The following is a 20,414-nucleotide window of genomic DNA, read 5'->3' as shown; positions in this document are numbered from 1 at the left end:
GCCCCGTAACCTTGACCGTCGGCGTGTCCGTAAGCAGACGCGCCACATCCCCGTAAACCTCATCCTTCCGGGCGCCGGGCGCCTCGGGAGAGGCCGCACGCATGTCGGGTGGCTGGACTGCGGGGGTGCCGTTCCCGAGCGAGAGAGTGAGATCCGCGTGTACGCCATCGTGCGCAGCGGTGGTCGCCAGCACAAGGTTGCTGTCGGCGACATCGTTGAGGTTGACAAGATTTCCACCGCCAAGGTTGGCGACACGGTCGAGCTCTCGACCCTGCTCGTTGTCGACGGCGACGCTGTGACCAGCGACCCGTGGGTGCTGGCCGGCATCAAGGTCCAGGCCGAGGTCGTGGACCACCACAAGGGCCAGAAGATCGACATTCTGCGCTACAAGAACAAGACCGGCTACCGCCGTCGTCAGGGCCACCGCCAGCAGTACACGGCGATCAAGGTCACTGAGATCCCCGCGGCTGCGAAGTAAGGGACTGAGAAGACATGGCACACAAGAAGGGCGCATCGTCCACCCGGAACGGTCGCGACTCGAATGCCCAGCGGCTCGGCGTGAAGCGCTTCGGCGGTCAGGTCGTGAGCGCGGGTGAGATCCTGGTCCGCCAGCGTGGCACCCACTTCCACCCCGGCGCGGGCGTCGGCCGTGGTGGCGACGACACGCTGTTCGCGCTGAACGCCGGTGCGGTGCAGTTCGGCACCAGCCGTGGCCGCAAGGTCGTGAACATCGTTCCGGTCGCCTGAGTCTTCCGACCAGGGCTTCCGTAGAGCGATTTCGTCGAGGCGGACCTCACTTCCCGTACGGGAAGCGGGTCCGCCTTTGACGTGTTACAGCTAAGACAATTCCGTACACCACGCATTGCGCGTAACTGGAGGCACCCACCATGACCACCTTCGTGGACCGCGTCGAGCTGCATGTCGCCGCGGGTAACGGAGGCCACGGCTGTGCCTCCGTCCACCGTGAGAAGTTCAAGCCGCTGGGCGGCCCCGACGGGGGCAACGGCGGCCGCGGCGGCGATGTGATCCTCACCGTGGACCAGTCCGTCACCACGCTGCTCGAGTACCACCACTCCCCGCACCGCAAGGCCACCAACGGCAAGCCGGGCGAGGGTGGCAACCGCTCAGGCAAGGACGGCCAGGACCTCGTCCTGTCCGTACCGGACGGCACGGTGGTTCTCGACAAGCAGGGCAACGTCCTCGCCGACCTCGTCGGCCACGGCACCTCCTTCGTCGCCGCGCAGGGCGGCCGGGGCGGCCTCGGCAACGCGGCCCTCGCCTCCGCCCGCCGCAAGGCGCCCGGTTTCGCGCTGCTCGGTGAGCCGGGGGACCTGCGCGACATCGTCCTGGAGCTGAAGACCGTCGCCGATGTGGCGCTGGTCGGTTACCCGAGCGCGGGCAAGTCCTCGCTGATCTCGGTGCTGAGCGCCGCCAAGCCGAAGATCGCGGACTATCCGTTCACGACCCTCGTCCCCAACCTGGGCGTGGTGACGGCCGGCTCGACGGTCTACACGATCGCCGACGTGCCGGGTCTGATCCCCGGCGCCAGCCAGGGCAAGGGTCTCGGCCTGGAGTTCCTCCGGCACGTGGAGCGCTGCAGCGTCCTCGTCCATGTCCTGGACACGGCGACGCTGGAGTCCGACCGCGACCCCGTCTCCGACCTCGACATCATCGAGGAGGAGCTGAAGGAGTACGGCGGGCTCGACAACCGGCCGCGCATCGTCGTCCTCAACAAGATCGACGTGCCCGACGGCAAGGACCTCGCCGAGATGGTGCGGCCGGACCTGGAGGCCCGCGGCTACCGGGTCTTCGAGGTGTCCGCGGTCGCCCACACGGGGCTGAAGGAGCTGTCCTTCGCCCTCGCGGACCTCGTCGGCAAGGCGCGGGCCGCCAAGCCGAAGGAGGAGGCGACCCGGATCGTCATCCGCCCGAAGGCGGTCGACGACGCGGGCTTCACCGTCACGCGCGAGGAGGACGGTCTCTTCCGGGTGCGCGGCGAGAAGCCGGAGCGCTGGGTGCGCCAGACCGACTTCAACAACGACGAGGCGGTGGGCTACCTCGCCGACCGTCTGAACCGGCTCGGCGTCGAGGACGAGCTGATGAAGGCGGGCGCCCGCTCCGGCGACGGCGTCGCCATCGGCCCCGAGGACAACGCGGTCGTCTTCGACTGGGAGCCGTCCGTCACGGCCGGCGCGGAGATGCTCGGCCGCCGCGGCGAGGACCACCGCTTCGAAGAGGCCCGCCCCGCCGTCCAACGCCGCCGCGACCGCCAGGCGGAACGCGACGAACTCGACCAGGCGTACGACGACTTCGAGCCCTTCTAAAGGGGGCACGTACGGCCTGAGGGGGCAGATGCGGCCCGAGGGGGCAGGGGCTGCTGCCCGACGGGGCGGGCGACACCCGAGAGGACACGTACGACCCGAGAGGGCGGGGGGCGGCCCGAGGCCCGGTGGCTGCCCGACGGGACGGACGCGGCCCGAGGGGGCGGCGGCCTGAGGGGCCAGGCGCGACCCGAGGGGGCACGTGCGGCCTGAGCGGGCAGGTGCGACTCGCGGGGGCAGGGGCGAGCCCTGTGCCCTCGCGGGCGGGCTGCTGCGGCGTGCGGGGGCATGTCGTGACGGGACAACCGTCCCCACGGCACCCTTGCGAAGCCGGGGGCCAGCCCCCCAAGGGGCGCGGGGAACTGCGCGACGAACCACAACGCACCCGCAGCCGCCGCACGACGCGCACCCCCGAGTTCCTGGGCGCACCGCACCCCCAAGGCCCGGCAGACGGAACCCACCCCCACCCTCGGCAACAGCAAAGGGCCCCCGGAGTCTCACCCCGGAGGCCCTTTTCGGCGGAACCTAGCGGAGCGCCTCCGCGTCGGTGGCCTCGCCCTCCGCCATCACCTCGTCCCGGGACTCGCGCGGGGAGGGGATCTCGTTGGCGAGGCGGGACTCCATACGGACCCGGCGGTCGTCTGCCTTGGCGCAGAGCGTCCGGACGGCCGCGCCGAACCGGACGATGGACGGCGGGTCCGACGGACCGAGCAGCTGCTCCTTGAGGTCGGCGCGGGCCTTGGTGAAGTGGTCCTTCTCCGGGTTGCGCACCGCGTCCAGCAGCCCCGGCACCTCACGCGCGTCCGGCGTGATCACGACACCCGCCGACACGGTCGGGAACGCCGCGCGGAACGCCGCCTCCGGCAGCCCGGAGGTGTTGCCCACGGCGTACGGCTTCTCGCTGGACAACCAGTCCGACACCACCGACGAGACATCGCTGATGAGCAGGTCGGACGCGTTGAAGCAGGCGAAGATCGCCGGCCGGGCCTCGGTGATGATCAAGTGCTCCCACTCCGGGAACGACGCCCAGTACGCCCTTTCCCAGGCCAGCGTGGCCTCGGCGATGGCCGCCTCACGGTCACCGCTCGGCGTGCCCTGGAGCAGCATCCGCTCCATCTCGTCCGCGCTGGGCCGGAACGACGTCGACGTCAGCCTGTCCAGCTCGGCCGTGCGGCGCGCCAGCTCCTCGGCGGCCTCGGCACCCGGCCGCGCCCCCGACCGCTTCGTGTTGGCCTCGCGGATCATCGCCTTGATGCGCTCGTTCGCGGCGCCCGCGCGCGGGTCGACCGAGCCGGTCATCGGGTGCGGCTTGTACAGCAGCCGGACCCTGTCGTCGGCGAGCAGCGCGCGGACGATGTTCTCACCGGCCAGGACCACCGAGGTGTTGCCGGGGTTGCCGTCCCAGCCCTCCCAGGTGGGGGCGTACAGGACGGTCGTGTACGTGCCGGTCGGCGGGCCCGCGTACGGGCGGATCGGGGCCAGCTGCGGGCGGCCCACCTCGACGATGTCCTTGTCCTCGACACCGACCTCGGCGAGCGCGTACCGCTCGCGCGCGGCGGGACCGGCGACCCACACCTCGTCGTACGCCTTCGCGTACGGGTTGCAGGAGGACAGCTTGTCGCTCTCGCCGTGGTTGATGAAGGCGTGCTTGATGGTGGGGATGCGCAGCACCTGGGAGGTCTTCGCGGCGTTCGCCGGGTGCAGCATCATCTTCAGGGTCGAGTTCTCCAGGGAGAACATCGTCGCGACCTTCGGGAAGCAGATGATCGGGACGTCGGTCGCGTCGATCTTCTGGACCATGAAGCGCTCACGCAGCACGATCAGCGGCTTGTCCAGCTGGGACAGCGTGGAGAGCCACATGTTCGCCTGGTACGCCGAGGTCGTGCCGCCGGAGAAGTACATGGCGACGGTCGGCTGGTAGCGCTCCAGCCAGGCGTCCAGCCACTCCATGACCTGCTGCTCGCTCTTCGCCCGCTTCTTGGGCAGCAGCCAGGTCGCCAGGTACGCCGTGCCCCCGACGAGGAGGGTGAGGCCGAAGCCGAGGCCGAGACCGCCCCAGGTGGCGTCCTTCGTGGCCGCCGTGGTCAGCAGACCGGCGGTGATCGGCAGCGAGAAGGTCAGCAGCCGGTGGGCCTGGCGGCGGGCCAGGATGCGCGGCGGGGCGGCGGTCAGGCGCAGCGCGGAGGCGTCGATGTTGCGCGTGACGATCGGCAGCGTCCGGGTGCGGCGGACCAGCACGGAGACGCCCTGGCAGGCGAAGTGCACCGCGTAGAAGAGGCACAGGCCGACCAGCAGGGGTGCCTGCTCGCGCAGCGGGTCGATGCCGTCGATGCGCAGCAGGCCCACCAGGATCAGCATGTCGCGCAGCAGCTGGCGCACCAGCGCGTCGAAGCGGACCTTGCCCAGCAGCGCGAGGAGTCCGGGGTCCCGGTACTGCAGATACGTGTCCAGGACGAGGCCCGCCGCGCCGGCGGCGACGAACAGGGGAATGTTCGGCAGCAGCGCGGAGACGATCTGGACCGTGAAGAGCGCGAACATCGCGAACAGCGCTGACAGCTGCACGACGCGGCGGGGTACGAGGCCTGCGGAGGGCACGGGCGGGGCTCCTGCGGAGGGTGCGACGGACGGAAGGGGGGAATGAGAGTAGTGGGGGTGGCCCGCCACGGTGCGTGCACCCCCGGGCGCCTTCCGACCCAGGAATGCCGCGCGAGATGAGGAAGGCCGATCCTGACCGTATGACCTAGGGCGGTCGAGGAGCAATCTCCCGTGAGATCAGTCACCAGCAATCGGGCATATCGCCCGGAAAGCCGAGGTGTTTCTCACGTCCCGCCCCGTGAGGGCTCCGCGCCGGACCGGGTGGACGTGTGCCGTCCGCCCCTCGAAATGAGGACGCGTCCGGCCCGGCCGCTCCCGTAGATTGCGCACTGCACACACCGGGCTGGTTCGGAACATTGGGGATACAGGTGTCAGCGGCAAGGCAGGGAGTGGCGCAAGCCCACCGGATCGTCGTCAAGGTGGGCTCCTCGTCGCTGACGACGGCCTCCGGGGGCCTCGACGCGGACCGGGTGGACGCCTTGGTGGACGTCCTCGCCAAGGCCCGCAGTGGGGGAGAGCGGGAGATCGTCCTCGTCTCGTCCGGTGCCATCGCCGCCGGGCTCGCGCCGCTGGGCCTGCGCCGCCGCCCCAAGGACCTCGCCCGGCAGCAGGCCGCCGCCAGCGTCGGCCAGGGTCTCCTGGTGGCCCGCTACACGGCCTCCTGCGCCCGCTACGGCATCCGCGTCGGCCAGGTGCTCCTCACCTCCGACGACATGAGCCGTCGCTCCCACCACCGCAACGCCTCCCGCACCCTCGACAAGCTCCTCGCGATGGGCGCGCTGCCCGTCGTCAACGAGAACGACACGGTTGCCACGGACGAGATCCGCTTCGGTGACAACGACCGTCTCGCCGCCCTCGTCGCCCACCTCGTCCGCGCCGACCTGCTGGTCCTGCTCTCGGACGTCGACGGCGTGTACGACGGCGACCCCAGCAGGCCGGGCACCTCGCGGATAGCGGAGGTACGGGGTCCCGAGGACCTCGCGCACGTGGAGATCGGCAGCGCGGGCAAGGCCGGCGTCGGCACCGGCGGCATGGTCACCAAGGTCGAGGCGGCCGGGATCGCCACGGGCGCGGGTATCCCCGTGGTCCTGACCAGCGCCATCCACGCCGCGGACGCCCTCGCCGGCCGTGACACCGGCACCTACTTCCACCCCACCGGGAAACGCTCCGCCGACCGGCTGCTGTGGCTCCAGCACGCGTCCACCCCGCAGGGCGCGCTCACCCTGGACGACGGCGCCGTGCGAGCGGTCGTCGAGCGCCGCAAGTCGCTGCTGCCGGCCGGCATCGCGGCCGTCGACGGCGACTTCAGCGCCGGGGACCCGGTCGAGCTGCGCGACGGAGCGGGCCGGGCCGTGGCCCGCGGGCTGGTCAATTTCGACGCCAAGGAGATCCCCCAGCTGATCGGCCGCTCGACCCGGGAACTGGCGCGCGAGCTGGGTCCCGCGTACGAACGAGAGGTCGTACACAGGGACGACCTGGTGCTCCTGCACCCCTGACCAGCCGCCCCGCGAAGGGTGCCGCAGCAGGGCCCGCGCCGGTGCGCGTTCCGTAAAACCGCCCCATGGAGCCCTTGAGCCTGCTCAACTTTGTCCCAGGGGCATTCCGCACCACCCCATGCGAAGCCCGCATCGTTGCGAAGGAGGCCGTCGTGAGACGAGTGCGCCCCGGGGCCACGGCGTCCCGTGGTGGTGGTACCTCCCGTGCGGCAGGCGAGGAGCGGACGCTCACCAGCGTCACCTCCTCGGACGCGTACGAGGGCGGCGCCGAGGAGCCGCAGGACCTGCCCCGGCTGTGGCACGTCACGCTGAGCGTCTCCGGGCCCGAGGCCCCGCTGAAGGAGGTGCGGCGCGGCCTGGAACAGCTCGCCCACGACCATCCCTTCCTGCTGACCAGCCGCTATGCCAACGACCACGCCGAGATCCGCTACTGGGAGGAGGCCCGCGACCTCCATGACGCGGCCGCCGTCGCCCTGCGCCTGTGGGGCGAGCACCGCCGCACGGCCGGACTGCCGCCGTGGGAGATCGTCGGCCTGGAGGTCATCGACCGCCAGACCTACCACCAGCGCGTCGCCGAGGGCTGCGGCCCCCCACCGGCGGCCCGCGTAGGCGTCCACCCCTACTAGGGCCGGACACGACTTAGGGCGCGCCGCGCGGGGGCGCGGCCGGGGGCGTCTCGGCTTGTGGGACGGCGACTGGGGCCGTCTCCCGCGGCGCACTACCCTTCCTTTATGACCACGCTTTCGCCGTACGACTCCATGTCCCCGGTCACCCGGGCCGCCTATCGCGCCAAGGCCGCCGCCGCCGACCTCGCGCCGCTCCCGCGCGCCGACAAGGACGACGCGCTGCTCGCCATCGCCGACGCGCTGGAAGTCCGTACGAGTGAGGTCGTCGAGGCCAACGCCAAGGACATCGAGCGCGCCCGTGAGGCCGGCACCAGCGAGTCGGTCATCGACCGGCTGACGCTCACCCCCGAGCGGATCCGGGCGATCGCCGCCGATGTGCGCGACGTCGCCGCGCTGCCCGACCCGGTCGGCGAGGTCGTCCGAGGCTCGACCCTGCCGAACGGCATCGACCTGCGCCAGGTCCGCGTCCCGCTCGGTGTCGTCGGCATCATCTACGAGGCCCGCCCGAACGTCACCGTCGACGCCGCCGCCCTCTGCCTGAAGTCGGGCAACGCGGTCCTGCTGCGCGGCTCGTCCTCCGCCTACGAGTCCAACACCGCCCTCGTCCGCGTCCTGCGCGACGCCGTCGGCGGCGCCGGGCTGCCCGCCGACGCCATCCAGCTCGTCCCCGGCGAGAGTCGTGACTCCGTGCGCGAGCTGATGCGCGCCCGCGGCCTGGTCGACGTGCTCATCCCGCGCGGCGGCGCCTCCCTGATCCGCACGGTCGTCGAGGAGTCCACCGTCCCGGTGATCGAGACCGGCACCGGCAACTGCCATGTCTACGTCGACGCCAATGCCGACCTCGACACGGCGGTCGAGATCCTGATCAACTCCAAGGCCCAGCGGGTCAGCGTCTGCAACGCCGCCGAGACCCTCCTGGTCCACCAGGACATCGCGCCCGAGTTCCTGCCCCGCGCCCTGGACGCCCTCGCCGACGCCGGCGTCACCGTCCACGGCGACGAGCGCGTCCTCGCGTATGCCAAGGAGACCCGTGCCACGGTCGTCGAGGCCACCACGGAGGACTGGGAGACCGAGTACCTCTCGTACGACATCGCCGCCGCCGTCGTCGACTCGCTGGACCGGGCCGTGGAGCACATCCGGCTGTGGAGCTCCGGGCACACCGAGGCGATCGTGACGACCTCCCAGCAGGCCGCCCGCCGCTTCACCCAGTTGGTGGACTCCACGACCGTCGCCGTCAACGCCTCCACCCGCTTCACCGACGGCGGTCAGTTCGGCTTCGGCGCGGAGATCGGCATCTCCACCCAGAAGCTGCACGCCCGCGGCCCGATGGGCCTGCCCGAGATGACCAGCACCAAGTACATCGTCACGGGCGACGGGCACGTACGCCGCTGACATCCGGCCGACACCCGGCGCGTACGGCGCCCGGCGGGGCGTACGCGCCTCGTGGGGCGCCGGTCCCTTCCCGGGGAACGACCGGTGACCCGCTGAGCAGAACGGATGAATTTCCTTACCGTCTGCCCAAATTGACCACCCCGGTCTACTCTGGATCCGTGCCGGAGGACGTGGGGGGCACGCCGTTCCCTGACGGCTGGGAGCCCGACGACGACCGCGACCGCGGAGGTATGGACGAAGAGTTCGCCTCCGTGGTCTTCGACGAGGACTTCGTACGGGCGGCCGTGGTCCATGAGCCGACCGCGGTCGAGCGGCTGCTCGCCGCCGCGGAGGCCCGTGCCGCGGCCCAGGAGGCGGAGGCCCGCAGGGCCCACTCCAGAGGCCCCCGGGGCGACGACTACGACGACGGCTTCGCCGACGGCCCGGACTTCGGCCACGACCTCGACGATCTGGACGACCCCGAGATCCTGGAGGGCCGCTTCGGCCCCGACGGGCCCTACGGCAAGCAGACCCGCTGGCACCGCCCCGTCGCCTGGCTCCTCGCCCTGGTCATGGGCATCGGCATGGTCGCCCTGGCCTTCACCGCCGTCTACCGGGGCGCCTCCTCCAGCCGCGGCGACGAGGTCCCGCCCCCCGCCACCACCGGAGTCGAACAGGGCACCTCGGCCGGTCCCTCAGCCTCCGCGGACTACTCCCAGCCGGCGGCCTCGGCGGACCCGCGCCGACCCTGACAGCCGCTTCGACGAGACGTTCGAAAACCTGGTGAGAACCTGTCACAAGTTGTCGCGCACCTCGGCGTTTATCGGAGCTCCGGCAGACCTACCCTGAAGGTATGGGCGGGCCTGGAGACCCACCCGAGGGGACACCCGAGGGCACCCCCGGCGGTGGAGGCGAGGACGAATACCGATCCGTCGTGTTCGACGAATCGTTCGTTCGCGCTGCCCGTCTCCAGGAGTTCTCCGCCCAGGAACGCCTCACCGACCACGCCCCCGCCGTCCGCCGCCGCCCGCCCGTGCGCCGTGGCTTCTCCCGGCAGGCACTGGTCCTCGTCCTGCTGATCGCCGTCGCCTTCGGCACCGCCATCTACATGGGCGTCCGCCATCCGTACCAACCCCGGGCCACGACTCCCACCGAGCCGCTGCGGATGACCGTGATCCCGCTGGCTCCCCAGGCACCTGTCCCGGGCGCCGCCGACCCCGAAAGGCTGTACGACAACAGTCCCGCCGCCCACTTCCGCACCGGCGCCGACGGCATCACGATGCCGGCCACCCGCCGCACCGAGCACTTCTCCGACAGCCAGGTCGTCACCTCGCTGATCGTCGCCAAGGAGTACCTGGTCGCCTCCGCGCTCGACCCGCAGGTGCTCGCCGGCACCACCGTCGAGCCGGTACGACGGCTGCTCGACTCCGACCAGCTCGACCAGTTCGACCAGAGCTTCGACCACCCCACCGCCGACGGACGCCACGCGCCCACCGGCTGGCTGGTCCGCTTCGACCCCTCCCGCGCCCAGCTCGCCGACACCAGGATCCGCGTCCAGGGCACCCTCCAGGCGGCGGAGCTCGACTCCGGCACCCTGGAGGTCGTCGCCGCGCACACCTTCGTGTACGCACTGCGCCCGGCGGGCCCCCGTGCCGGGGCCGAGGCGTCCCTGTTCACCGTGCGGCGCGAGCTGCACTTCCGCTTCGACCAGGACGACCTGCGCACCCGCCAGGCCGAGGTCGTCGTCTCCTACGTCCAGGCCGGGCCGCTGGCCTGCGCCGACGACGCCACGAACCATCTGCGGCCGCTGCTCGCCGGCCAGCGGGACAAGGCCGGCGGCCCGGCCGGCACCGACCCGTACGCCACCGGCGGCGCCACGGCCCTGTGCGGCTCCCTGGCCCAGAGCGCCCAGCCGAAGGTGTGACCACGACGTCGACTATGTGACCCATGCCGAAGGTCTGACCATGACGAAGCGCCCGGCCCGGAGGGGAACCTCCGGGCCGGGCGCTCTCAGCGCACCGGCGGTGTCCGCCGCGTCACTCGTCGTCCGGGCGCCTGTCGTCGGTGGTGTCCGTGGTCGTACCGCCGCCCGACGCCGTGCCGCCCGACGCCGAGCCGCCGCCGTTGGCGAAGCCGCTGAAGCCGCGCCGCACCCGGCCGCCGAGGTCGCCCGCGCCGCCCGCGATGTCCGTGACCAGCTTCATCAGCGGGTCCTTGGAGCTCTTCACATGGCTCGTGTAGTGCTCCGCCGACTCACGGAAGGAGTCGGTCACCGAGGTGTCCTTGTCCTCGCTGCGCCGCGGGTAGTGGCCGTCCATGATCCGCTGGAAGTCGCGGGACTCCGCCCACTTCTTCAGCTCGGCCGCGCGCACGGTGGTGAAGGGGTGCGACCGGGGCAGCACATTGAGGATCTTCAGCACGGAGTCGCGCAGGTCGCCCCCGGCCTCGTACTCCTCGGCCTGCGCGAGGAACGCGTCGACGTTCATCTCGTGCAGGTGGTTGCCGCCCGCGATCTTCATCAGACCGCGCATCGAGGCCTTCAGATCCTGGCCGACCAGCAGCCCGGCACGGTCGGCGGACAGCTCCGACTTGCGGAACCACTCCCGCAGCGCGGTCACGATCGCCATGATCGCGAGGTTGCCCAGCGGGATCCAGGCGACCTTCAGCGCGAGGCTCGTCAGGAACAGCAGGATCGTGCGGTACACCGAGTGGCCGGAGAGGGCGTGGCCCACCTCGTGCCCGATGACGGCCCGCATCTCCTCCTCGTCGAGCAGCTCGACGAGCCCGGTCGTGACGACGATGATCGGCTCGTCCAGGCCGATGCACATCGCGTTGGGCTGCGGGTCCTGGTTGACGTACATCGGCGGGACCTTCTCCAGGTCCAGGATGTAACAGGCGTCCCGCAGCATGTCGTTGAGGTGCGCGAACTGCTGGTCCGAGACCCGTACGGAGTCGGACAGGAACAGCAGCCTGAGGCTGCGCTCGGGCAGCAGACCGCTGAGTGCCTTGAACACCGTGTCGAAGCCGCTGAGCTTGCGCAGCGCCACCAGCGCCGAGCGGTCCGCGGGGTGTTCGTACGCCCGCGAGGAGATTCCCTCGAAGCGCCTGCGCTGCCTGCTCGGCACGTTCTCGTGCCCGTTCTGCTCGTGGCTGTCGTCCGGCATGTTTCCCCCATGCGTTTGATTGCCCATATTGCCCCCGAAGCGGAGACCAGCCTAGGCGGAGTTACCGTGGCAGGGCATCAACCGTAAGGAGCGATCTCATGGAGCATCTCCCCCATGTCACGGTGGCCCCCTGGTTCACCGAGGCCGCGGGCGCCGCCGCCAAGGAGCAGGGCGCGGGAAACCTGCTGCGTGTGGTGCTGATCGTGATGGTCCTGGGGTCGGTCCTGACGGCCTGGTTCCTCCTGCGCGGATACAAGCGGGACGACTGACGGTACGGAGACGGAGCCCCGTCCGTTCATTCAGGGGCGGAGTCGGCGTGATCGCCGACGCGGCCCCCGCTTACGATGGGCCGAGTCTTTATCCCGATCCCACACGGATAGGTCCTGCCGACGATGAGCTTCCACAGCACCGCTGCCGACTTGGTCACTTTCGCCGCCGAGGGCGGCGGGGAGCACGGCGGCAACCACGAGAGTCTCAGCCCCTACCTGACCGGCGGCGGAGCCCTCTTCGCCCTGCTCCTGCTGCTGTGGATCACCACGCGCTTCAACCGGGACCGCTGATCCGGGCAAAAGGTCATTCGAACAGAGTGTGTCCGCCGGGCCGGTAGTGTCTCGACGCATGGGAGAGCAGGAACCGCCTACCGGTCCGGAGCACGACACGGCGAACGACCAGGCGAACGAGACCACCGGCGGCCGGGCCGACAGCACCGGCACGGCACCGGAAGACACCCCGTCGAACACGAAGCCGACGGGGCGCAGGCGCCTCGGCGTCATGGGCGGGACGTTCGACCCGATCCACCACGGGCACCTCGTCGCGGCCCAGGAGGTCGCCGCGCAGTTCGGTCTCGACGAGGTCGTGTTCGTACCGACCGGCCAGCCCTGGCAGAAGTCCCACCGCACGGTGTCGGCCGCCGAGGACCGGTACCTGATGACGGTCATCGCGACGGCCGAGAACCCCCAGTTCTCCGTCAGCCGCATCGACGTCGACCGCAAGGGCCCCACGTACACCATCGACACCCTGCGCGAGCTGCACGAACTCAACCCGGACACGGACCTCTTCTTCATCACGGGCGCCGACGCGCTCGGCCAGATCCTCACCTGGCGCGACGCCGAGGAGCTGTTCTCCCTCGCGCACTTCATCGGGGTCACCCGTCCCGGCCACACTTTGGCCGACCCCGGCCTGCCCGCGGGCGGGGTCACGCTCGTTGAGGTTCCGGCGCTGGCCATCTCGTCCACCGACTGCCGTGCGAGGGTCGCGAAGGGCGACCCCGTCTGGTATCTGGTGCCGGACGGAGTGGTGCGCTACATCGACAAGCGGCAGCTGTACCGCGGCGAGTGAGCCGAGAGGGGCACCGGTGAACGACCGATACGACGCTGGCCACGGGGGCGACCAGCCGTACGAACTCGTCGGCTATGACGAGTTCGGACAGCCGGTGTACCGACAGGCGCCCCCCCAGCAGGTGCCTCAGCAACAGACGTACGACCCCTACGGGCAGCAGCAGGGCTACGGCCAGGATTACGGCCAGCACTACGGACAGGGCGGGTACGGACAGGGCTACGGGTACGACCCGTACGCGACCGGCCAGGTCCAGCAGCAGCCCGCCCAGGGCTACGGCACCGCCTACGACACGGGCCAGCAGGCACCGGCACCCGCGTACGACCCCTACGACTCGTACGACCCGTACGAGCAGACCGCGGTCACCGGCCTTCAGGCCCCGGTCACCGAGCAGACCGCCCACATCCCGCAGCAGACGGGCCCGCAGGAGACCGCCGAGGACGGCGGTCCCGAGACCGGCGCGGAAACCGGCGACCCGGAGTACCGCACCGAGCAGTTCGCCTTCGTCGACCAGCCCGACGGCGACTCCGAGGACGTCATCGACTGGCTGAACTTCACCGAGAACCGCACCGAGCGCCGTGAGGAGGCCAAGCGGCGCGCCAAGAGCCGCATGATCGCCCTCGTGGTCGTGCTTGCGCTGGTCGCGGTCGGCGGCGTCGGCTACCTGTGGTTCGCGGGCGTGCTGCCCGGCTCCTCCTCCGGCCAGAAGACCGGCACGACGACCGCCGCGGGCGCCCAGAAGCGCGACGTCATCGCCGTCCACCTGCACGACACCAAGAAGGGCGGCACCTCCACGGCGCTGCTCGTCGACAACACCACCACCAAGCGGGGCGCGGCCGTCCTGCTGCCCAACTCCCTCGCCCTCACCGGCGACGACGGCACCACGACCACGCTCGCCAAGTCCGTCGAGGACGACGGCTCCGCCGGCACCCGCGAGGAACTCGACACCGTCCTCGGCACCGACATCGAGGGCACCTGGCGCCTGGACACCCCCTTCTTGAGCAACCTCGTCGAACTCGTCGGCAACATCGACCTCGACACCGACACCTCGGTACCGGACCCGGAGGCGAAGAAGGGCGAGGCGCCCCTCGTCACCAAGGGCGAGAACCAGACGCTCAGCGGCAAGATGGCCGTCGCGTACGCCACCTACAGGGCCTCCGGCGAGTCGCAGGACGCCCAGCTGAAGCGGTTCGGGCAGGTCATGCAGGGGGTGCTGCGCAAGCTGTCCTCCGACGCCCAGGCGGCCACGGTCACCGTGCAGACCCTCGGCCAGATCCTCGACCCGTCGCTCGGCGAGAAGGATCTCGGCGCGTTCCTCGCCAAGCTCGCCGACCGCGCCAAGGGCGGCGACTACACGTCCGAACTGCTCCCCGTCCAGCAGGACGGCACCCTCAGCGCCGAGGACTCCGACAGCGTGGTCAAGAAGCTGCTCGGCGGCACCGCCAGGAGCCCCGAGGCCGGGGACACCGTCTGGGTCGGCATCCGCAACGCCACCGGCGAGAAGGACGCCACCGAACAGGCCCGGGTGGCCCTGCTCAACGGCGGCTACACCTTCCTCGACGCCGGCACCGTCGGCACCGCCTCGGCCACCTCCCGGGTGCTCTACTCCGACGCGGCCCGCAAGCAGGACGCCGTCGAGGTCGCCAAGACCCTCGGCCTCCCCGCGAGCGCCGTCAAGAAGGGCGAGACCACGTCCAACGCCGACGTCACCGTCGTCCTCGGCCGGAACTACGAGACGACGGACCCGACGGGCACGAGCGGCACGGGTACTACGGGGACCACGGGCGCGGGTACTACGGGTACGACCGGCACCACGGGTGCCACAAGTACTACGGGTACTACGGGTACGACCGGGACCACCGGCTGACCTTCACCCCCCTCGGATCGGCAGCGATCGCGATCAGGCCCCGGAGCCGCCTCGACGGCGGCGTTCCGGGGCCTGATCGCTTAACCCGTGGGGCTGTGTCGGCGGTCCGTGAGACCCTTGTCGTAGCCCGTGAGGGTTCCTGACCGCCTACGGAAAGCCATGTAGTGACCGCCACCGACCGCTCCCTCGAGCTCATCCACACCGCCGCACAGGCGGCCGCCGACAAGCTCGCGCACGACATCATCGCGTACGACGTCAGCGATGTGCTCTCCATCACGGACGCCTTCCTGCTCGCCTCCGCGCCCAACGACCGCCAGGTCAAGTCGATCGTCGACGAGATCGAGGAGCGGCTGAACAAGGAGCTCGGCGCCAAGCCGGTCCGCCGTGAGGGCGACCGCGAGGCCCGCTGGGTGCTGCTGGACTACGTCGACATCGTCGTGCACGTCCAGCACAGCGAGGAGCGCGTCTTCTACGCCCTGGAGCGGCTCTGGAAGGACTGCCCCGAGCTGGAGCTGCCCGCCGACGCGCAGGCCACCAAGGGCAAGGCCGCGGAGCACGCGAAGCTCCAGGCCGCCGAGGAGGCCGCCGAGCTGGGCGGGGAGCTGCGATGACCCAGGGGGCCGAGCAGGCCGACAGCAAGGGCCGCGGGCGCCGGATCATCCTGTGGCGGCACGGCCAGACCTCGTGGAACGTGGAGCGCCGTTTCCAGGGCACCACCGACGTCGAGCTCACCGAGACCGGCCTCGGCCAGGCGCGCCGCGCCGCCCGGCTGCTCGCCTCCCTCAAGCCCGACGCGATCGTCGCCTCCGACCTTCGGCGCGCCGCGCGGACGGCCGCCGAGCTGGCCGCGCTCACCGGCCTGGAGGTCGCGCACGACGAGGGCCTGCGGGAGACGTACGCGGGCGTGTGGCAGGGCCTCACGCACGACGAGATCATCGCCCGGTACGGCGAGGAGTACGGCGCGTGGAAGCGCGGCGAGGCGGTCCGTCGCGGCGGCGGTGAACTGGAGACCGAGGTCGCCGACCGCGCCGCCCCCGTGGTGCTCCGGCACGCCGACAAGCTCCCGGAGAACGGCACCCTCGTGGTCACCAGCCACGGCGGCACCATCCGCACCACCATCGGGCGCCTGCTCGGCCTGGAGCCGCAGTACTGGGAGAGCCTCGGCGGCCTCTCCAACTGCTGCTGGTCCGTCCTCGGCGAGGGCGCCCGCGGCTGGCGTCTGCTGGAGCACAACGCCGGCACCCTCCCCGAGCCGGTGCTCGGCGACGACGACTGAGCGGCGCGCGGGCCCCCGGCGGCGGGGCCGCGGCCCGGATTTCACTTTCCGGCAGGTCGCAGGCTAAAGTTCTTCTTGTTCGCCCCGCCGAGCGGGGCGAAACACCATACGGCTTCGGCCGCATGGGGCAAGGGGCTATAGCTCAGTTGGTAGAGCGCCTGCATGGCATGCAGGAGGTCAGGAGTTCAATTCTCCTTAGCTCCACAAATCGGACAGAAGATCCCGTTCCCGGCAGGGGGCGGGATTTTTCGTGTGAGATCCGTGACCTCCTTGAGCGCGGGGCGCCCCACGGGCGTATACCTCTGCGGACGACCTTCTTTCCCGCCGCGAGTCCGGACTGGTACGAAGGCGTCGCTGACCGTATTGGTCCGGCCGTGGCAGAATCAAACGGCCGGAAGGGGGCGCGGCCCGACGGGAGGGAGAAGCGATGCCTGCGAGCATCCGCGGGAAGGTCCACGACCTTCCCGCCGCTGTGATGATGCGGAGCAAGACCACCCTCCTGTGCCCTTCCTGCGGCTCGCTCCACGTTGCCCAAGTACTCGGTGACAACGGAGGTATTTCCTACGTGTGCACGGCCTGCGGCCACAGCTGGAGCTGATCGATGGGCGCACACAGGAGGAAATGCGACTGGTGCGGCAGCGGCACCCCGATCGTCCGCGACATGGAACCCGTCAACGCCGACTACCAGTACTGGTGCGAGGAATGCGCACGGGCGCTGATCATAAAAGGCGACCCCATCGAGACGTACCGCGAGCTCGAGGGCGAGCCGATCTACGGCCGGCTCCTCGAGGAGCACTGCACGCTCAAGCGTTTCTACTCGTTCGTGACCGCCTGAGCGGCCCGACGCCAACTCGACGTCTCGGCAACGGGTGTAATGTGCTGAAATCGCCCATAAGGTGCCCCGGCCGGAAAGGATTTGGTGGTCGGCGCGGGGACCGGTAAAGTTGGCGATGTCGCCGGGGGAACCCGGCGGAAACAGCAAGGGGCTATAGCTCAGTTGGTAGAGCGCCTGCATGGCATGCAGGAGGTCAGGAGTTCAATTCTCCTTAGCTCCACAGACAAGACCCCGTCCAAGTGGACGGGGTCTTCATGTTGTTGACGATGTTTCGTGGTGCCGGCCACCGGCCGTGTGACGGGGCCTGAGAGCGCCTGTGACGGTGGCCAGGGGGACGGAAAAGGGCGGGCCGCCCCCGTACCGGGGTGGCCCGCCCTCGCGTCGCTTCAGCGGGGTCTCAGCGGCCGCTGCCCAGAGCCCGGCGGCCGCGGCCCTGGGAGAGGACCGGGAGGTTGCGGGACGGGGCGTTGCCCCGGGTGTCCTCCTCGATGCGCAGGGCCAGCGCCGGGCAGCGCCGCACCGCGCGCAGCGCCTTCGCCTCGGCGTACTGCGGGACCTTCGCCTGGGCGACCGTGGGGAAGCCGTCGGCGCCCAGCTGGAAGACCTCCGGGAGGATGTCCGCGCACAGGCCGTGCCCCCGGCACAGCGTCCAGTCGACGAAGATCTTCTGGCGGCTCGCGCCGGACTCCTCCTGACCCGCGCCGCCCGGGAGGCCCGTGGGTCCCCTGCCGCCCTCGAACAGCGGCAGGACACCTTCCACGGGCCGCCCGCAGCCGTTGCCGAGGACATGGGCGGCGAGGTCGTCGGTGAAGGCCTTGATGGTCGACTCCAGGAACATCGCGGAGCCGTCGGGGTGCGAACACGCCCCGCGCCGCTTGACGTTCTTGGCGACCTGCTTGAGGGCCTCCAGGGCGGCCGGTCCGCCGCCGTTGAGGATGTCCTCCATGCCGCGCGCGGCGGCCGGCAGACCGAGGTAGCAGGGGCCGCACTGTCCCGCGCTCTCCTCGGCGAGCCACTTGGCGACCTGGAGCGACTCGCCGAGCGGGCAGGTGTCCTGGCTGATCGGCAGGATCGCGCCCGCGCCGAGCGCACCGCCCACCGCGTCCAGGGAGTTGCGGGAGACCACCGCCTCGTTGACCGTCGCCGCGTCGATCCACTTGCCGTGGTAGCCGCCCGTCAGCACACCCTGCGGGACCGGCGGCGCGCCGGCGAGCTGCAGGATGTAGCGCAGCGGCACGCCGGTCGGGGCCTCGATCACCATGGGCCGGGCGACCGCGCCGGAGACGGTGAGCATGACGGTGCCCGGCTCGTCGTACAGGCCGGTGTTGCCGTACCGCTCGGCGCCGATGCGGGCGCCGATGGCGAGCTGGGCGAAGGTCTCCGCGTTCGAGAGCAGGGTCGGCGCGCCTCCGACACCGCTCTTGGACGCGCTGGTCTTGCGGCCGGGCGGGATCGCCGGGCCCCCGTCGATGGAACGGATCAGCGAGGCGGCCGCGCCCGTGACCATGCGGACCGGATTGCGCTGCACGCTCGCGCGGATCGCCGCGCCGCGCCGGTTGCCGAGGCCGCGCTCGGCGAGGGCGGCCTCCATCGACCGCTGGGTGGATTCACGTGTCACCCCGACGACCAGCTGGCGGGCGCCCAGGGCCTCCGCGACCAGCAGGGCGCCGTCCAGGATGAGGTGCGGGGCACGGTTGATCAGCACCGTGTCCTTGCGGCAGGCGGGTTCGTCCTCACTGCCGTTGACGACCACGACGGGCCGGATGCCGCGCTTGATCGCCGACTCGGCGACCGAGCGCAGCTTCTTGTGGAACGGGAAGCCCGCGCCGCCCCTGCCCTTCAGATTGATCCGCTCGGAGAGCTGGGCCAACTGCTCCCCGCCCATGGGTTCGAGCGGACCGTGCACCTTCAGGTGCATGGGGAGATCGAGTCTCTCGACGAGGTCGAAGCCCGAGGTGAGCTGGGGGAGCCCCACCACACGGACTTCGGGGACGTCGGGAAGGGCCTCGTTCACTTAAAGCCTCCGGAAGGCGCGTTCCAGGGTTCGCCTGAGCCCGGCTGGTCGTATCCGGGCAGCGTTTCAGTGGCGGGACCGCTGTTGTACGTGTCGTTCGGGTTGTACGTGCCGTAGGGGGCGTTCGTCTCAGCGGTTCCGTAGGAACTTTCCGGGACCCCCGTGGGGTACGCCTCACCCTGGTACGTCTGGCCCGGGTACGCCTGTCCGCCGAGGGTCTGGCCGGCCAGGGGCTGCCCGGCGAAGGTGTCCTGCATCGGGTCGTACGACGACGGGGGTGCCTCGCCGACCGGCGGCGGGGACGGGGACGGCCAGCGCGTGCCCGTGGCCGGACCGTCGTCCAGACGGGGCATGGCCTGCGTGGGCTGCATGTCCAGCGGGGGCTGCTGCTGGGTCAGGTAGGGCGCCGTCGGTTCCGGGGAGCGCGGTGTCATCGACACGGCGCGGTAGGCCGCCGCGAAGCCGGGGCCGTCGGCCGACGCGCCCGTGCGGGGCGGGGGGACGAGGCTGTCGCCCAGCGTGGGGCCCGGGGCCTGGCCGCCGAAGCCCGGCAGGGGGAACGCCCCGGTGTCCCGCTGCGACTGCCCGGCGTCCCGCTGCCGGGACTCGCGCGGTCCGTCCTCGCGGCGCCCGCCCGGGTCCTGGCGGGCGGCCCGGGACTTGACGAGCTCCTCGACCTCGGGGGGCCGCTGGCCGTCGGTGCCCAGGACGGCCGTGATGCGCTCGATGAACTGCCGCTTCACCGAACGGGGGGCCGCCCGCAGCAGCAGCGCCGCGGCCACCGCGATCAGACCCAGCGAGTAGAGGGTGACGAAGATCGGCTTGGCTTCGCGACCCGCGTAGAGTCCGTGCACGAGCGCGAAACACCAGGCCGCGTAGGCCAGCATGTGCATCGCCCGCCAGCGCGCCGCGGTCTCCGCCGGGGAGGCGAAGTTGCTGCGCAGTGCGCCGGTGATGGCGACGAAGATCATCAGGGACGCGGCGGTCGCGCCGAAGCCGATGAGTGCGCCCGTACCCGTCACGCCGAGGGCGAAGGGGAACAGGGCGATCGCGGAGACGTGGTCCAGCGCCAGCTTGACGGTGACGTGGAGGACGAGGAACGCGACCGACGCGATGGCGGTCGTCCGGTGGACGGCCTGGCCGATGATCCGCTGGCGCACGCTGAGCAGGGTGCGGTCCTGGGCGACGAGCCCCCAGAGCACCGACAGGGTCAGCGACACCAGCGAGAGGACGCCCGCGCCGAAGTCGAGGAACTCACGGTACGCGTCACCTCCGACCAGCACACTTACGGGTATCAGCAGCAGAGCGGCAGCGGTCGCGATCCCGTAGGCCGAACGGCCGGTCTGGGGCAGCGTGCTGTTACTGCGACGAGGGTTCATGGGGGCAACTCCGAACAGTTCGGGAAAGCGGTCCCGTCGTCGAACTGTAAGTGGTGCCAAACCGAGCAGTAGGTGGTTTGAGTTATTGCGCTGTTATCAAGGGTCAATCTCACATCGGTGATGTCCCTTAGTGGT

General features: G+C 70.9%; 19 protein-coding genes and 2 tRNA genes. 17 read left to right on the top strand and 4 right to left on the bottom strand.

The window, feature by feature from the left end; translation table 11 throughout:
- The first annotated feature begins 157 nt into the window (after positions 1-157).
- The 3 genes from rplU to obgE all read left to right on the top strand — a co-directional run bounded on the left by rplU (position 158) and on the right by obgE (position 2,324).
- The gene (gene rplU, locus ACZ4Z3_RS01265; RefSeq protein WP_004931419.1) at positions 158-478 is read left to right on the top strand and encodes a 50S ribosomal protein L21; all 321 of its coding nucleotides are present in this window, start codon (positions 158-160) and stop codon (positions 476-478) included.
- Positions 479-492: 14 nt separating this feature from the next.
- A complete protein-coding gene (gene rpmA, locus ACZ4Z3_RS01260) occupies positions 493-747 on the top strand; it encodes a 50S ribosomal protein L27 (RefSeq protein WP_055515300.1) in 255 nt (84 codons plus the stop codon).
- A gap of 140 nt (positions 748-887) precedes the next feature.
- A complete protein-coding gene (obgE, locus tag ACZ4Z3_RS01255) occupies positions 888-2,324 on the top strand; it encodes a GTPase ObgE (RefSeq protein ID WP_468499089.1) in 1,437 nt (478 codons plus the stop codon).
- Between the two features lie 522 nt (positions 2,325-2,846).
- Here obgE and ACZ4Z3_RS01250 read toward each other — a convergent pair.
- Positions 2,847-4,916 carry a hypothetical protein gene (locus ACZ4Z3_RS01250; protein ID WP_468499088.1) on the bottom strand — a complete coding sequence of 690 codons (2,070 nt, stop codon included), beginning with the start codon at positions 4,914-4,916 and terminating at the stop codon, positions 2,847-2,849.
- Between the two features lie 389 nt (positions 4,917-5,305).
- On the opposite strand from ACZ4Z3_RS01250, the gene proB reads away from it, so the two are divergent.
- The 5 genes from proB to ACZ4Z3_RS01225 all read left to right on the top strand — a co-directional run bounded on the left by proB (position 5,306) and on the right by ACZ4Z3_RS01225 (position 10,333).
- Entirely contained in the window at positions 5,306-6,412 is a 1,107-nt protein-coding gene (gene proB / locus ACZ4Z3_RS01245) for a glutamate 5-kinase (protein ID WP_055716061.1), read from the top strand.
- Between the two features lie 161 nt (positions 6,413-6,573).
- Positions 6,574-7,038, top strand: a complete 465-nt coding sequence (locus ACZ4Z3_RS01240) for a hypothetical protein (protein WP_468499511.1) — start codon at positions 6,574-6,576, stop codon at positions 7,036-7,038.
- Positions 7,039-7,143: 105 nt separating this feature from the next.
- On the top strand, positions 7,144-8,430 hold the full coding sequence (locus ACZ4Z3_RS01235) for a glutamate-5-semialdehyde dehydrogenase (protein WP_468499087.1): 1,287 nt from the start codon (positions 7,144-7,146) through the stop codon (positions 8,428-8,430).
- 158 nt (positions 8,431-8,588) lie between these two features.
- On the top strand, positions 8,589-9,161 hold the full coding sequence (locus ACZ4Z3_RS01230; RefSeq protein ID WP_468499086.1) for an SCO2584 family spore wall biosynthesis protein: 573 nt from the start codon (positions 8,589-8,591) through the stop codon (positions 9,159-9,161).
- A 101-nt stretch (positions 9,162-9,262) separates the two neighbouring features.
- Positions 9,263-10,333, top strand: coding sequence for an SCO2583 family membrane protein (locus ACZ4Z3_RS01225; RefSeq protein WP_468499085.1), 1,071 nt, complete (start codon positions 9,263-9,265; stop codon positions 10,331-10,333).
- A 112-nt stretch (positions 10,334-10,445) separates the two neighbouring features.
- Here ACZ4Z3_RS01225 and ACZ4Z3_RS01220 read toward each other — a convergent pair whose 3' ends face one another.
- Entirely contained in the window at positions 10,446-11,573 is a 1,128-nt protein-coding gene (locus ACZ4Z3_RS01220; protein WP_468499084.1) for a M48 family metallopeptidase, read from the bottom strand.
- Between the two features lie 98 nt (positions 11,574-11,671).
- On the opposite strand from ACZ4Z3_RS01220, the gene ACZ4Z3_RS01215 reads away from it, so the two are divergent.
- The 9 genes from ACZ4Z3_RS01215 to ACZ4Z3_RS01175 all read left to right on the top strand — a co-directional run bounded on the left by ACZ4Z3_RS01215 (position 11,672) and on the right by ACZ4Z3_RS01175 (position 17,106).
- Positions 11,672-11,842, top strand: coding sequence for a hypothetical protein (locus tag ACZ4Z3_RS01215; RefSeq protein WP_468499083.1), 171 nt, complete (start codon positions 11,672-11,674; stop codon positions 11,840-11,842).
- Between the two features lie 123 nt (positions 11,843-11,965).
- Positions 11,966-12,133, top strand: coding sequence for a hypothetical protein (locus ACZ4Z3_RS01210; protein WP_099964502.1), 168 nt, complete (start codon positions 11,966-11,968; stop codon positions 12,131-12,133).
- 58 nt (positions 12,134-12,191) lie between these two features.
- Entirely contained in the window at positions 12,192-12,911 is a 720-nt protein-coding gene (nadD, locus tag ACZ4Z3_RS01205) for a nicotinate-nucleotide adenylyltransferase (protein ID WP_468499082.1), read from the top strand.
- 16 nt (positions 12,912-12,927) lie between these two features.
- Positions 12,928-14,775 (top strand): LCP family protein, encoded by a 1,848-nt coding sequence (locus ACZ4Z3_RS01200; protein ID WP_468499081.1) that lies wholly within the window; start codon positions 12,928-12,930, stop codon positions 14,773-14,775.
- Positions 14,776-14,939: 164 nt separating this feature from the next.
- Positions 14,940-15,386 carry a ribosome silencing factor gene (rsfS, locus tag ACZ4Z3_RS01195; RefSeq protein ID WP_055540605.1) on the top strand — a complete coding sequence of 149 codons (447 nt, stop codon included), beginning with the start codon at positions 14,940-14,942 and terminating at the stop codon, positions 15,384-15,386.
- Entirely contained in the window at positions 15,383-16,051 is a 669-nt protein-coding gene (locus ACZ4Z3_RS01190) for a histidine phosphatase family protein (protein WP_468499080.1), read from the top strand. The genes rsfS and ACZ4Z3_RS01190 overlap by 4 nt, the downstream gene beginning before the upstream one ends.
- A 131-nt stretch (positions 16,052-16,182) precedes the next feature.
- Positions 16,183-16,255: transfer RNA gene (locus ACZ4Z3_RS01185), tRNA-Ala, on the top strand.
- Positions 16,256-16,652: 397 nt separating this feature from the next.
- Positions 16,653-16,886 carry a hypothetical protein gene (locus ACZ4Z3_RS01180; protein ID WP_005479297.1) on the top strand — a complete coding sequence of 78 codons (234 nt, stop codon included), beginning with the start codon at positions 16,653-16,655 and terminating at the stop codon, positions 16,884-16,886.
- 147 nt (positions 16,887-17,033) lie between these two features.
- Positions 17,034-17,106, top strand: a tRNA-Ala gene (locus ACZ4Z3_RS01175).
- Positions 17,107-17,283: 177 nt separating this feature from the next.
- Here ACZ4Z3_RS01175 and ACZ4Z3_RS01170 read toward each other — a convergent pair.
- A complete protein-coding gene (locus ACZ4Z3_RS01170; RefSeq protein WP_468499079.1) occupies positions 17,284-18,900 on the bottom strand; it encodes an NADH-ubiquinone oxidoreductase-F iron-sulfur binding region domain-containing protein in 1,617 nt (538 codons plus the stop codon).
- On the bottom strand, positions 18,897-20,279 hold the full coding sequence (locus ACZ4Z3_RS01165) for a cytochrome b/b6 domain-containing protein (protein WP_468499078.1): 1,383 nt from the start codon (positions 20,277-20,279) through the stop codon (positions 18,897-18,899). Before ACZ4Z3_RS01165 ends, ACZ4Z3_RS01170 begins: the two co-directional genes overlap by 4 nt.
- Positions 20,280-20,414 lie beyond the last annotated feature (135 nt).

This window comes from Streptomyces sp. NPDC030296 (assembly GCF_055572815.1).
This window is presented reverse-complemented; position numbering and strand designations above follow the sequence as displayed.